The sequence below is a fragment of the Pseudomonas sp. Sample_24 genome, from assembly GCF_004307605.1.
In the GTDB taxonomy this organism is placed as follows: Bacteria; Pseudomonadota; Gammaproteobacteria; order Pseudomonadales; family Pseudomonadaceae; genus Aquipseudomonas.
Window position 1 is genome coordinate 20057 of sequence record NZ_RCNW01000338.1, and the last position, 12832, is coordinate 32888.

At 56.5% G+C, this 12832-nt stretch carries 14 protein-coding genes; 5 read left to right on the forward strand and 9 right to left on the reverse strand.

Annotated elements, in window-relative coordinates:
* Positions 1-29: 29 nt before the first annotated feature.
* Entirely contained in the window at positions 30-1391 is a 1362-nt protein-coding gene (locus D8V06_RS18515) for an MATE family efflux transporter (protein ID WP_130931497.1), read from the reverse strand.
* Positions 1392-1837: 446 nt separating this feature from the next.
* Here D8V06_RS18515 and D8V06_RS18520 point away from each other — a divergent pair, with 446 nt between their 5' ends.
* Positions 1838-2110, forward strand: a complete 273-nt coding sequence (locus D8V06_RS18520; protein WP_130931498.1) for a hypothetical protein — start codon at positions 1838-1840, stop codon at positions 2108-2110.
* A 142-nt stretch (positions 2111-2252) separates the two neighbouring features.
* On the opposite strand, the gene D8V06_RS18525 is transcribed toward D8V06_RS18520, so the two are convergent.
* The 5 genes from D8V06_RS18525 to D8V06_RS18545 form a co-directional block, all read right to left on the reverse strand.
* Positions 2253-3770 (reverse strand): amidase, encoded by a 1518-nt coding sequence (locus D8V06_RS18525; RefSeq protein ID WP_130931499.1) that lies wholly within the window; start codon positions 3768-3770, stop codon positions 2253-2255.
* Positions 3771-3867: 97 nt separating this feature from the next.
* Positions 3868-4500 (reverse strand): nitrile hydratase subunit beta, encoded by a 633-nt coding sequence (nthB, locus tag D8V06_RS18530; protein WP_130905010.1) that lies wholly within the window; start codon positions 4498-4500, stop codon positions 3868-3870.
* Positions 4501-4544: 44 nt separating this feature from the next.
* A complete protein-coding gene (gene nthA, locus D8V06_RS18535; RefSeq protein WP_130931500.1) occupies positions 4545-5165 on the reverse strand; it encodes a nitrile hydratase subunit alpha in 621 nt (206 codons plus the stop codon).
* A 32-nt stretch (positions 5166-5197) separates the two neighbouring features.
* Entirely contained in the window at positions 5198-6238 is a 1041-nt protein-coding gene (locus D8V06_RS18540) for a phenylacetaldoxime dehydratase family protein (protein ID WP_130931501.1), read from the reverse strand.
* Between the two features lie 83 nt (positions 6239-6321).
* The gene (locus D8V06_RS18545) at positions 6322-7200 is read right to left on the reverse strand and encodes a transporter (RefSeq protein WP_130905013.1); all 879 of its coding nucleotides are present in this window, start codon (positions 7198-7200) and stop codon (positions 6322-6324) included.
* A gap of 397 nt (positions 7201-7597) precedes the next feature.
* Here D8V06_RS18545 and D8V06_RS18550 point away from each other — a divergent pair, with 397 nt between their 5' ends.
* Positions 7598-8632, forward strand: a complete 1035-nt coding sequence (locus D8V06_RS18550) for a helix-turn-helix domain-containing protein (protein WP_241667843.1) — start codon at positions 7598-7600, stop codon at positions 8630-8632.
* 223 nt (positions 8633-8855) lie between these two features.
* On the forward strand, positions 8856-9491 hold the full coding sequence (locus tag D8V06_RS18555) for a hypothetical protein (protein ID WP_130905014.1): 636 nt from the start codon (positions 8856-8858) through the stop codon (positions 9489-9491).
* Between the two features lie 35 nt (positions 9492-9526).
* Here D8V06_RS18555 and D8V06_RS18560 read toward each other — a convergent pair whose 3' ends face one another.
* Complete coding sequence (locus D8V06_RS18560; protein WP_130905128.1) at positions 9527-10072, reverse strand: hypothetical protein; 546 nt, start codon at positions 10070-10072, stop codon at positions 9527-9529.
* Positions 10073-10393: 321 nt separating this feature from the next.
* Between D8V06_RS18560 and D8V06_RS18570 the strand changes: the two genes are divergently transcribed.
* Complete coding sequence (locus D8V06_RS18570) at positions 10394-10780, forward strand: YkvA family protein (protein WP_130905015.1); 387 nt, start codon at positions 10394-10396, stop codon at positions 10778-10780.
* Between the two features lie 259 nt (positions 10781-11039).
* A complete protein-coding gene (yfcF, locus tag D8V06_RS18575; protein ID WP_130931502.1) occupies positions 11040-11672 on the forward strand; it encodes a glutathione transferase in 633 nt (210 codons plus the stop codon).
* A gap of 122 nt (positions 11673-11794) precedes the next feature.
* Here the strand turns inward: yfcF and D8V06_RS18580 are convergent, their stop codons facing one another.
* Complete coding sequence (locus tag D8V06_RS18580; protein ID WP_130931503.1) at positions 11795-12172, reverse strand: MerR family transcriptional regulator; 378 nt, start codon at positions 12170-12172, stop codon at positions 11795-11797.
* Positions 12173-12218: 46 nt separating this feature from the next.
* Positions 12219-12692 carry a carboxymuconolactone decarboxylase family protein gene (locus D8V06_RS18585; RefSeq protein ID WP_130905017.1) on the reverse strand — a complete coding sequence of 158 codons (474 nt, stop codon included), beginning with the start codon at positions 12690-12692 and terminating at the stop codon, positions 12219-12221.
* Between the last annotated feature and the right edge of the window lie 140 nt (positions 12693-12832).

Consider the following 12832-nt stretch of genomic DNA (forward strand, 5'->3'; position numbering starts at 1 on the left):
CATAGCGATACACAAGCCCTGCCGCCCTGCTACACCAACCGCTCAATCTTCTGATGCTGCCACACCAATTTGTAATACAGCGTTTGCAACGCCAGCATCCCCAGATACGCCACCGGAAACGCCATCCAAACCCCTGGCAAGCCGAACCGCGCGTCCAGCAAATACGCCACCGGCAGTTGCACACCCACCACGCACACAATCGAAATCGCCACCGGCACCATCACCGTGCCGCTGGCGCGCATGATGCCGCCGATGATTGCCTGGAAGCCGAACACCAACAGGCTCCAGAGCATGATGTGCAACAGGTGTTCAGCCATATTCAGCGTCGTTTCTTCCGTGAGGAACGACGCCAGCAACCAACTCGACAACACGTACCCGAGCACGATCAAGCCACCCGTCAGGCATACATTGATCATCAATCCCGTCTTCAGAATTGGCCCGATGCGTTCGATGCGCCCTGCCCCGATCGCCTGCGCGCCAAGGATCGACGCCGTGATCGCAATCGACAGCGCCGGGAACTGCACGTAATTGACGATCTGCGTCACCGCACCATAAGCCGCCGTCGCCTGGGAACCGTGCTGGTTCACCAGCGCCAGGATCACCAGCTCCGACAGCGACAACACCACCATCTGCAACCCGGTGGGCAAACCGATGCGCAACACCTTGCCGAGAATCCCCCAATCGAGCTTCATCGACGCAAAAAACTCGCGGTCCGGCGCCAACGGATGGCCCCGACGAATCAAGCGCCATGCCAGCCACCCCATCGCCGCCAGGTTGCCCGCCAACCCGGCAAACGCCGCACTTTGAATCCCCAGCGGCGGCAACCCCAGCCAGCCGCGAATCAACGCCGGCGTCAGCGCCAGGCCAATAACGGTCGACACCACCAGCGCCAACAACGGCGACATCGTATCGCTCACCCCGCGCAACAACTGCGTGAACAACACAAACACCAGCAGCGTCGGCATGAACCACAACATCACATGGGCATACGCCACCGCATCGTCCAGCACGTCCGCCGGCGTCCCCAACCCCACCAGCGAAGACCGCGCAAACACACTCCCCACCACCGCCGCCACCAAGCCGATCAACACCCCCAACATCAACGTCGCCCCGGCGATGGCCTTGACCAGATGCACCTCACGCGCGCCCCACGCCTGCCCGATCAAAACCCCCGCACCCGCGCCCAAACCAATGACCAGGGCAATAAAGAAGAACACGATGGGAAACATCCCCGACACCGCCGCCAGCGCCTGCGTGCCGAGCATCTGGCCGATGTAGATGCTGTTGACGGTGCCGGACATGGATTGCAGGAAATTCGACAGCACCATGGGCGCGAGGAAAAGCAGGTAGGTTTTCCAGAGCGGGTGTTGCGAGGCAGTGGCGGTTTGCATGGGGTGGAGGTCCATCTCGACGGCGTGAGGGCTGATGAAGGATAGCTTCGGTGAGTTATGAGCGAGGGGCAACGTACATTTTGGGGGACGTGTTTAGTTTTGTAGGGAAGTGATGTGAAAGATCCGAGAATGCGGCGACTTTGGTCCTACATGAAGTTCGGAATGCCTCACCTACCCTGCCGATCTCGTGAGGCTTATAGTCGGTGCCGTCGCCCCAAATGGCGATTCGGGTTTGGCGACCTGATAACAGAAAATGCGAAGGCTATCGGCTTCATTGCAGGTATCATCGCACCCGCAAAGCCGCTGTAATGGCGGCTGTGCGCGGGAGACCTCAGGGTCTGCCGGTTTTTCTGTTTCCGGTTCGCCAACCTGCGCACAGCTGCCACCCATTCGTTTGGCGACGATAAGTGACGGCCTTCAGCCAAATCAAACAGAGATCATTGAAAATGAATCGATACATGCCCCTTACCGGACTCGACCTGGTTCCACCCTCCCTGCTCATTGATACCGAAGCCCCGCTCGACGTCCTGCAAGCCATGGCGGATTACCGCATTCGCACAGTCACTCAGGTATTGGAGAACATCGCCTTTCGCGCCGAGATTGGTTGCGACACGGTGGTGTTGTCGGACTTTTCCAAACTGCTGGCCATTCCGTTACGCGACGGTTGTGATTTGATGGATGTGGTTGGGCGACGATTGCGGGCGCAAGCGGCGCAGTGACTGAGAACGGGCGCAAAGCGCCCGTTCTCAGGCTTGTCGGCACAATCAACTCGAACCTGATTCCGCGCGAATGGCGAAAGGAGGACAGAATTATTCAATCAATAATCCTGTCCGCTTTTTCTTAGCCCATGCTTCTCATGGTTCAGCGCGATCGCCAGTCAGCGGACTGCTCGAACGCATGGGCTGCCCGGTAAATGTCGGCTTCGCCGAAATACTTGCCGACCAGTTGCAAGCCAATGGGCAGGCCATCGCGGATGGCACAGGGAATCGACATCGCTGGATGACCCGACACATCGAAGCCACAGGTGTTGCCGAGCATCTCGAAGGCACGACCCAGGAATTCCGGCAGTTCGGCACCCACGCCTGGTAGTGGCGTCGACCTGATCGGCAGCGTGGGCATCAGCAGCAGGTCAAAATGCTCGAACAGGCCGTCGTAGGCCAAGAGCAGTTGACGGGCGAGGTTCTGTGCTTTGCCGTAATAGCGGCCTTGGTACTGGCGACTGAGGTACTCACCGAGGATCATTGTTGTCTTGACGGTGTCCGGAAGGCTGTCTGCCTGCTCTCGCCATCGCGCATGGTGTTCCATCATGTCGGTCAGGTAGAGGCCGCGCCAATTGAAGCCGTGGCTATTGCCCTTCATCATTTGCTGGGTGGCGCCTTCGGCCGCAATTGCCAGCCAGATAGCCGCCCCCATTCCGTGCATGGGAAGAGATACTTCTTCTACTGACGCCCCGAGTGCACGGAAGACCCCGCTGGCCTCCAGCACCGCCTGATCCACGACGGCTTCCGCGTTGGGCAGGCCGAAGCCTTCCTTGAGAACGCCGATCCGCATGCCAGCGACGCCACGTGACAGCGCCTCGACGTAGCCGCCCACCTTTGTCGGATTCGACTGGCGAGGGTCGAGGCCGTCCGCACCCGCCAGGACCTCAAGCATTAACGCGTTGTCCCGGACGCTGGCGGTGATCGGGCCCAGGTGGTCGAGTGTCGTTTCAATGGGCATGGCGCCGGTATAGGGAATCAACCCATAGGTGGGTTTCATTCCGTATACGCCGCAGAAAGAGGCCGGGATGCGAACCGAACCGCCCTGGTCGCTGCCGACGGCCAGATCAACTTCGCCCGCCGCGACAAGTGCGGCGCAGCCCGACGAAGATCCGCCAGCGGAGTACCCGTGGCGGTGTGGATTGTGCACCGGGCCGCTAGCTGCGGTATGGGAGCCGCCCGAGAAGCACAGCGCTTCGCAGACTGCCTTGCCGGCGATAGTCGCACCCGCATCCAGGAGACGGGTGACGACGGTGGCGTCGACATCCGGCACATAGCCATCGAGCGTAAAGGAGCCATTGAGCATGGGGAGCCCGGCGACCGCGATGTTGTCTTTGATCGCGACGCTTTTGCCCGCTAACGGGCCGTCGCTCCTGCCGCGGATCTGCGATTTGCATTGCCAGGCGCCATAGCGATTCTCCTCGGCGCCTGGCAAATAACCCCCTTGTCGTGGATAGCGGACTTCTGGAAGAAAATCCGCAAGCGCATCGAGTTGATCGTACGCGTCGAAGTTACCCTGTAGAGCGACCTGATAGTCCTCAATCTGCGAAGTGCTCAAGGTGATGCCGAGGGAGGCGGCGATTTCACCGATGTGGTCATTGCTGGGTCTGAGAATGGCCATGTAGTGTCCTCATGGAATCCGTGCTGAAAAAGGGTGCGACGTGCGACACGCAGAAGCTGCTCGTCTTGATTGCTTCGTCGCACCGAAAAGCCATTCGTCAGGCCAGGAGCAGATAGCCGCCGAACAGGTCCACGACCACTTTGCCCGCGTCCGCCTCGTCGCCCCAAAGTTCCTGGGTCGTGAACTGGACGTGGTAGGTGGGTTCGGATGGACTGGAACCGCCATGACCGACCGTATCGGGGAATGGCCATTTTTGGGATGTGCGGTGCACCACTACTCCGCGTTTTCCGCGAACATAACCGGGCATGCGGATATGCCCGGAAACGAACTCATTGCGCACAAGTACCTGATCGCCTACCTGGAACGGTTGCTCAGGAGGTCTGGGGGCACGCCCCGCGACCATAGGCAGAGCCAGTGGATAGGCGCCTGCGGCCAGCTCTTCGAGACGTCGATGTTGGAGTGCTCCCTTCTCGACGAATAAGGACGCCACGCCGACGATGATCCTGTCGTAGTAGCTGGATGTCAGGTATTGGCGGGGCTCCATGCGTTCTATTGCATGGCGCAGTTCGTCAACGTTAAACAGGCCGAGTTCAGCTGCGCCCAGGAAAAGCAGGCTATAGCCGAGGTTTTCCCAGTCTTCGTGGAAGACCGGCTTGTAGCTCAGGGAGTTGGCGGTGTGCTGCACCCGGCCGAAACCCTGAACGCCACCAAGATCATGTATGCCATCCATTTTTTCATTACTCGCTGCCGATGATGGAAGTAGTCGTTACCGTGTTATTCCGGCCCACGTTCAAGGCTTGCCGGGACTTCCGGTCGGGCGATTCCGATCAAAACATCCTTGGTAACAAGCTTGGCCAACGCTTCTTCCGACCACCCTTGCGTACCCGCCGGCCGAAATGGCAGGACCATGTAGCGGGTTTCGGCAGTGGTGTCCCAGACTTGGATCTCAACGTCGAGCGGCAGGTCCAGGCCCATTTCACGCAGGACCGTGCGCGATTCACGTACGACCCGCGCGCGGTACTCGAAGCTCTTGTACCAATCCGGTGGCAAGCCGAGGACTGGCCAGGCGGTGCAAGAGCAGAGCGTGCAGACGATGACGTTTTGTAGTGTCGGTGTGTTTTCCAGGGCGACGATGTATTCACCCTGCACGCCGGTGTAGCCGAATTGGTCGCAGGCGGCGGTTGCGTCCCGCAGCAACAATTCACGATAGGCGGGGTCTACCCAGGCCCTTGCCACGACTCGCGCGCCATTGGCCGGATCGAAATCGTTTTCCATGACCTCGGTGAATTTCTCAACGTAGCCTTCGGGTAGCAGTTCGCGTTCCTGGAGGGCATTTTTCAGCGCATGTGCGCGAGCGGATGCCGGCGCCGCAGTGTTGTTTAGGGTGTTACTCATGATCGTTCTCCTCTTGGCGAATCATCGGCCATTCATGCTGCGCGCATCAGCCCTGTGCCGGCGTGACAGTTGATGTATTCGTAGCGCTGGTCCTCGGCGCGCATGACGCTCACTTCGTGGTAGCCCTTCCACTTGAGCTCGGCCTGGAGCGTTTGCACCATGCGCATGAAGGTCCCGAATATCTCGATATGGGTGGGATGGGATTCTGACCAGCGTTCGAGGTGTGCCAGGGAGCGCCAGTGGCTGACCGAAAAACTCTTCTCTTGAAGTTGTCCGCTGGCGTCGATGTGCTGCATATAACGATTGCTGTAACAACCGACAGGCTGGCCGTCATCTCTCAAGAAGTTCATGCCTTCGCGCAGCACAGGCTCCATCTCGCCGAGGTACAGCTCCCGTTCCTTGCCAACTGTTTCCGTCCAGTCCTGACCCGAGCGAATGACCACCAGGTTTTCATGGCCCATGACAATCACCCGGGAAGACTTTTCTTCGGTCACCAAGCTACCGGTCGGCGCCATGGCATCAGTCTGTGAAAGCGCGATCCGGTCGCGCATGGCGCCCCAGTAGCCATGCTCCTGAATCTCGCCGCTGCGGGTCGCCATCGCAACGCCTACACCTTCCATGCCTTGTGGCATGGCATAGAGCGTCTCGAAACGCTCAACGCCCGGCATCAGGATTTCCCGGAAATATCCCAAGCCATCGCTGCCAAGGCTTTCGGCGTTCCACCAGTTGGCAACCTCCCTGTTCGCTTCCCAGCGGGCGAATGCGGCGGGATCGTCCCAGTAGGCGATGGCCACCATGTTGTCGTAGCCGACATCGTCAACGTAGTGGGACAGATCATGGTGGCGAGGACCATCGTCCAGGGTAAAGCTGGATGTGATCTGGCGCAGTGCTGCACAGGCTGCACTCAACTGGTTCTCACCCTTTGACTGGACACCGAAGTAACCCATGACAAACTGGGTGACTGAAGCGTCGGCGCGTCCTACCCAAGCCGGGAATGGAGGGGTGTAACTATCGTCGATGCGCCGGGTGCGGGTACGAGGGCACATCAGGTGCTTGTCGATTGCTGATTCCATGGGTTCCTCACAGTTTTTTTTGCCATTGGCCGCCGATGCGCGGCATGGTCTATGGCGTGCTTTTGTTGTTGGTTGAAGCGAGGTCAAAACACCCGCGCATAGCGAAGATTCATCCGGAAATCTTCTCGTGGGCCGTTTTCAACAGACAGGTCCCGGCCCAGCTGAAGTTGCAACTGGTCCTTGGGGGTGAAGAAACGGGTGGCGGTGAGACGAAAGTTGGTAGTACGCATGGCATCATCGAGATCATCGCCATCAACCTCGACTTCTCCTCCCCACGTTTGCCCGAAGCCGACACCCAATGAAGTTGCGGGGTCCGGCATGTACCGACCCATTAGCTGCGCAGCGTAGGAAGTTTTCTGCTTTAGAACATCCGAACCGGGACCGTAGTCGTCGTTGTTCCCATACCAGATCGCATCACCCACCAGATCCATCGCCCACTTGTCGCTGAAGTGCTTGATATAGGCCGTCTGGAAATCGACCTTCCAGCGGTTTTCGCCGAGGTTGATCAGATCATTCTTGTCGTAGCTGCCGGTAGGCACGTACAGGTAGGCGTTGACGCTGAACGTATCGCGGGCGCTATTGAGCAGGAACTTGATCGGTGCCGTCAGAATCAGGTCACCGGTGCCACTGGCATTGCCCATTGCCCAGGCGTCGCCACCACTGGAAACGTGACCAAAAGGCAACAGGAACTGTGGGTCGATGGTGACTGAGTCGCTCAATTGATAAACGTGCAGCAGACGCAGGATGCCGATGTCAGAGGACAGGTTGAAATCTGAACTGGCTTCACGCCCATGGACGCGCAGTGAATCAGTGGTTGCGTGCTGGTAATAGACCACGCCGATGGTGGTGCCCGCGGGGTATTGCTCGTAGTCACCCGGCGCCACCTCTGCAGCCAACGTGCAAAAGGACACGCCGACAAGCGTCAGCGCTGCTAATACCGATCGTTTAAATTCAGGAAGCATCAGCCTTATTGTTTTCATTATGTCTGCCTTGCTCGGTAAACCCCTCACGGGGGACTTGGGTCCTTGACCTTCCTGGTCGTACGCCGGGCTAGCCTGGCGTACGGGTCGACGTCCAACGGCCATTTACACCGCGCGGGTTTGTCGCTGACTCAAGGATGAGGCCGCTACGCCTCGCGCTTCTTGGCTGAAACGGAACCAAAAATAGGTTCAGGCGGCCCTTCCGTCTCAGGTAGCTGGCGAGTAACGGGAGGCTGTTGTAAAAGTTGTCCCAAGGCATTTGCAGGCAGTTGCATTCAGGAAACTTCGCTTCTTGTCAAAGAGCCCTGACAGTCAGAAGTAGCGAAGCAACCGCGGTTCTATCCTGAAAATAAATTCAAAGAACAGGGGTGCATTGCAATTGGACAAAGACTCTCGGGAGTACGCCATAACGATTCCGCAAACCGCTCGAAAGGCGCTCGCGGGCACGGACTGGTCTAGCGAAAGCGTTGACCTCACGACTCAAAGCAACTCTTTCAGTGACCGGGTGGACTACTGGCGGGAAATGATCTTGCGACTTTTCGCGGACGTGGAAATCGGTGCAATCCCGAACCCCGATTTCTTCGGAAAAGTTCGCTCGCAAAAGTGTGAGTCCCTTCGTGTGAGCGATGTTGGTGCCGCAGCACAAGCAGTGAATCGAAGGCACTTACAACCTACGTGCCGGGAAGAGGACAGATATTTTGCGGTCCTGATGCTTGAAGGCACGGAATGTCTGGAACAGGATGGCAACCGAGCGGTGATCCGGCCGGGCGATTTCTCCATCTACGATGCAACACGGCCGCATTACCTGACGTTCGAGAATAACTGGAGGCAGATCATCGTCAGCGTACCCCGAACTTGCATCAACCAGTTGGTGGTCAATATGGAGTGCCGCACCGCAACGCGGATATCTACTGACAGCCCTGTAGGGCGGGTCATGCGCTCGTTGCTGGAGAGCATTGCTTCGCAGATCGGCCAGTTCACTCCATTTGAAATGGCACGGCTATCAGAGTCGATTACACATCTGATCGCGCTTTCACTCGGCCATGTGCAGCCCATGGACCCTGAACACTCGCGCTCACAGGCACTGACACTGATGCGGGTGAAAATTTACATTAACGACAACCTGGGCAACCCCACGCTCAGCGCTCAGCAGGTTTCCCTGGCAATGGGGATCTCCGTTCGCTACATCAACAAACTGTTCGAACAGGAAGGTGTTTCCCTGATGCGCTACGTGCTGCGTCGGCGGCTAGAGCGCTGTAGCAGCGATCTTCTCAATCCGGTCAATGCCGCGCATCGAATATCCGACATTGCCTTTCGTTGGGGCTTCAATGATCTTTCCCATTTCAGCCGGGTATTCCGGGAGTTCTATGGTGTGGCGGCCAGAGAATGGCGGGAGTCACAAACGAAGCGATGATTGGCGTGCATCTGCTGAACGCCTATATCCACTCAGGAACGACCACTACCGGAAAACCTACTGGGGATTTGTATGCGCTGGTCTTCGTCACGTCCCTGATTGCTGGATGTGCATGCCCTGTCGAATTTCTCATATATGGCCTTTTGCAATTACCGCGAAATCTCTAGAATCCGCCCAGCACTCCGACAATGGAGGCGCTATGCCATCAATTAAGGAAGCCATAATGCAAGTAGGAAAAATTCTGGGGTTGGCCTTGGTACTAGGGCTGAGCGGTTGCGCCAGCTTCACCAAGGATGAAGTGGCTCCGGTGAATCTGCCGTCTATGTCGAGTTATTCGAACAAGCCGAATGTGTATGTGGACTTCGATTTCTACCAAGGCGCTCCAAAAAGCACGTCAGCCGTTGAAATTCCACAAGCTCGCGACATGCTCAAACCTGAACTTCAAAAAGTGCTGAACGACTCCGGGCTCTTTGGTCGCGTCACGCTGGACGAGTTTCAGAAGCAGCCTGGCGATTACAGCCTGCGCCTCAAGGTTTACAACCACCCACCTGGTGGTGGTCAGCTTGCCATGGCCTTTATCAGTGGGCTCACTATGACCGTCATTCCTTCCATGGCCACTGATCAATACACCATGAGTCTCGAGGCGCTTGATCAACAAGGGCTGCCAATCAGCAATGCCAGCAACCATGATTCGATCAATACCTGGATCGGTATCTGGTTTGTGCCTTTGATGGGTAATACCCCGAAGGCGGCGATTAGCGATACCTTCAGCCGCCAGGTCAATGCGTTGCTCAAACAAATGGTTGAGAGCAAGAGCCTGCAATACTCGGCACTCAGTTCCGGCGTGACACGCACCTGATAAAAAAGAGCCGCAATTGCGGCTCTTTTTTACCTTCATTTCAGGGCTTGTATGAATTGCGGGTCGGTGTACAAGGCCTTGAGCAAATCACGAACCATCGGATTGTAGGCATTGGCGGCGTTCGGGATCGCAATGGCTCCGAAAAAACTGCTGTCCCACTGGCGGCTCACGTCCTTGGTCGCGTCGTAAACTACCTCGTTGCCCTTGAGCAAAGTAAAGCGGGCAGCGAGCTGGCCAGTACCGGTACCCATTCCTGCCGTCAGCTCATTCTTGACCAGCAATACATCCAGATGACGCTGTGCTTGCGGATCCAGCAGGCCCGCTCGGCGCAGTTCTTCGTTGATAGCCTCCTGAATATGCAGAGGGATGGTGCCACTCGGCGAGCTGATCGGATTAGCCCGAACAGTCAGCGAGCCCTGGCCAGACTCTGCCTTCACCTGAGCATTGTTGATTGATTGCAGTGTTGGGGTCTGTTTGAGCTGTTGGACGTTCTCGTAACTCGGTTCATAACGCGTCATGGTCACACCACAACCTTGCAGCAGCAGCGCGAATAGCGGAACGAAGAGTAGGGACTTTTTCACGGCATTTCCTTGCATGAAATATAAGGCCGCGAGATTACCCCAAAAATGGCATTTAGCCATCAGTCATCATTCGGTTTGTGTCTGCATCAGTTGCTCGACGATGATGGCTTCACACCGAGGCCATAGCCCGTCGTGATCCATGGGCGCCCCGGAATCGGACCGCCCAATACTCGTGCTGTCTGCATTTCCTGGAGCAAGGCCGTGGATTATCTCATTCACGCTTCTTCACCCGAGTGAAACGTCAGCCGCTTGGCTTATAGCAGCCAATCACTCAAGAAGGTACCCTCGCCCCAATGCCCTCAAGGTACTCACAATTACACGATGAAAAGTATCCTCGACCGCCTGCGTGGCTGGGCCAAGAAGTTAAAACGGCAAACAATGGTCCTGTGGTTTTGCTATCAACATCCGCAAACCCCTTGGTTACCCAAATGGGTCTCGATTTTTATCGTGGCGTATGCTTTGAGTCCTATCGACCTTATTCCTGATTTCATTCCAGTACTTGGCTATCTGGACGATGTGATCATTTTGCCGCTTGGCATTCTGCTGGCTATTCGCTTGATGCCTGCTCAGGTGCTGGAGCAGTGTCAGCTCAAAGCGATCGAGTGGGAGGCAAGCCGAGTGAAGCGGCCTGTGAACCGCTGTGCTGCCGTAATCGTTGTATTGGTTTGGGTTGTCACGTTGAGCATTTTGGGCGCTTGTTTCTTCTGAGCTAAGGTTGCCCCCTTCAGCCGATGACATCTCGTCGACGCTGGCAGCGGGCGCTGTTGCATCAATAGCGCTGCATCGTTTTTATCCTCCGGGATTGGCAGAAAGCGGCCAAGAGGAAACCTTCGAAAGAGTCTAGAAAATTAGAGGTGATTCGCGGCAATACCGCATTCCTGACAGGAATGCCCCCATAAAAAACACGCATTTTATTTAAAGCGTCAGATGTTCTAGCGTGTTCCATTCTGCATATGGAGATGTCGCTATGAATGACCCGAGACTGCGCCTTTACGTTGACTCTCAATTCACCAGCCCCTACGCGCTGTCATGCTTTGTGGCACTTAGAGAAAAGGGAATTGAGTTCGAAATGAGTACCTTGAACCTGGCAACACTGGAGAACCAGACCAGTGATTATGCCCGTCTTTCGTTGACTCAGAGAGTGCCCACCCTCGTGCATGGTGACTTTGCGTTGTCGGAATCATCGGCAATCACTGAGTACCTGGAAGATGTGTTCCCCCAAACATCTGTTTACCCACAGCCCCCGCAACAGCGTGCCGCGGCGAGACAAATTCAAGCGTGGCTACGCAGTGATTTGCTACCCATCCGCCAGGAGCGCTCAACGCTGGTTGTATTCTATGGCCAAAAATACGAACCTTTGTCCGCATCGGCTGAATCTGCCAAGCAAAAGTTGCTTGATGTCGCTCAATCGCTGCTTACCGATAGCCCGAACTACATCTTTGGCCAATGGTCGATCGCCGATGTTGATCTCGCATTGATGCTGAACCGATTGATTCTTAATGGGGACACCGTACCGGCTCAACTGGAGGATTACGCCCAGCGCCAATGGCAGCGCCCGACAGTGCAAGAGTGGATCAAGCTGCAACGACCTCCAATGTAGCCGCACCCAAATTGCTTATAATGGCCGAATTCTGCCGCTGCTGAGCGGCAGCTACGGGTCGATCCAAGCCATCAATCTTCTGCATGAACGGACCGCATTACGTTGAGCCCTTTGAGCAGGCGCTAAATATTCTCCTTGGCCTCAAGTGCGCGGTAGTGCTCAATCTTGACTTGCAGTGCGGCAGCGGCCGCTTGCATCGCAGCAACTTCGGCCTGCACCTCCTGTAAATGGCATTCCAGCATCCGGCGGCGTTCGACAACCGTTGAATCCCCGGCGCTGCGCAGCTTGGCGAATGCTTGCATTTTGCCGATGGGCATATGAGTGGTGCGTAAACGCAGCAGAAACTCCAGCCACGCCATATCAGTCGGCGCATAAAGCCGTTGTCCGCCGGCTGCACGAGCGACAGGTGCCAACAGGCCGATGCGTTCGTAGTAGCGCAGGGTATAGGCCGTGAGTCCGGTTTGCTTGGCGACCTGGTCAATCGTCTGGTAGGGCTTCATAAGCGCAATCCTTGGCCATCGGTGTTAGGTCATTCAGTGGTCCCGTTCACTCGGGAAGTGCAGCAACCATTTTGATGCCTCGTTTGGCAAACACTTCCCGCGCTGCGCTGATGCCATTCAACGCGCTTGGAAAGCCCGCATATACTGCCATCTGGATGATGATTTCAACGATTTCCTCAGGTTTGCAACCCACATTCAGCGCCCCCTCAATATGCACCTTGAGTTGAGGTTGCGCGTTCCCCAATGCGGTGAGGGCCGAGATGGTTGCCAGCTCGCGTGTGCACAGAGCGAGACCAGGCCTGGAAAACACATCACCATAGGCGAAATCGACTATCCAATCACCTAGCTCGGGCGAGATATCGCCAAGCGAATTGACCACAGTGTTGCCAGCGGCGCCGGTGATTTTTTCCAGTGTCTCTAACCCTTTTACTCGTCGACTATCCGGTTCAGTTGCCGACACCGGAACTGCGACTGCTGAAAGCACGAGCCCGGTTACAAAACCAAGATTTTTTAATGTCATGACCTATCTCCTTGTTTAAACCGCGCACGGACCTGGCCGTTTTGGCGGTGCAACAAGGAGGCTATTGGTTAGAGCGCGCTCTAAGTCAAGCACCTGGTGCGCTCAGATAATGGGGATTGCAACTAGAGGGATTTGAACCC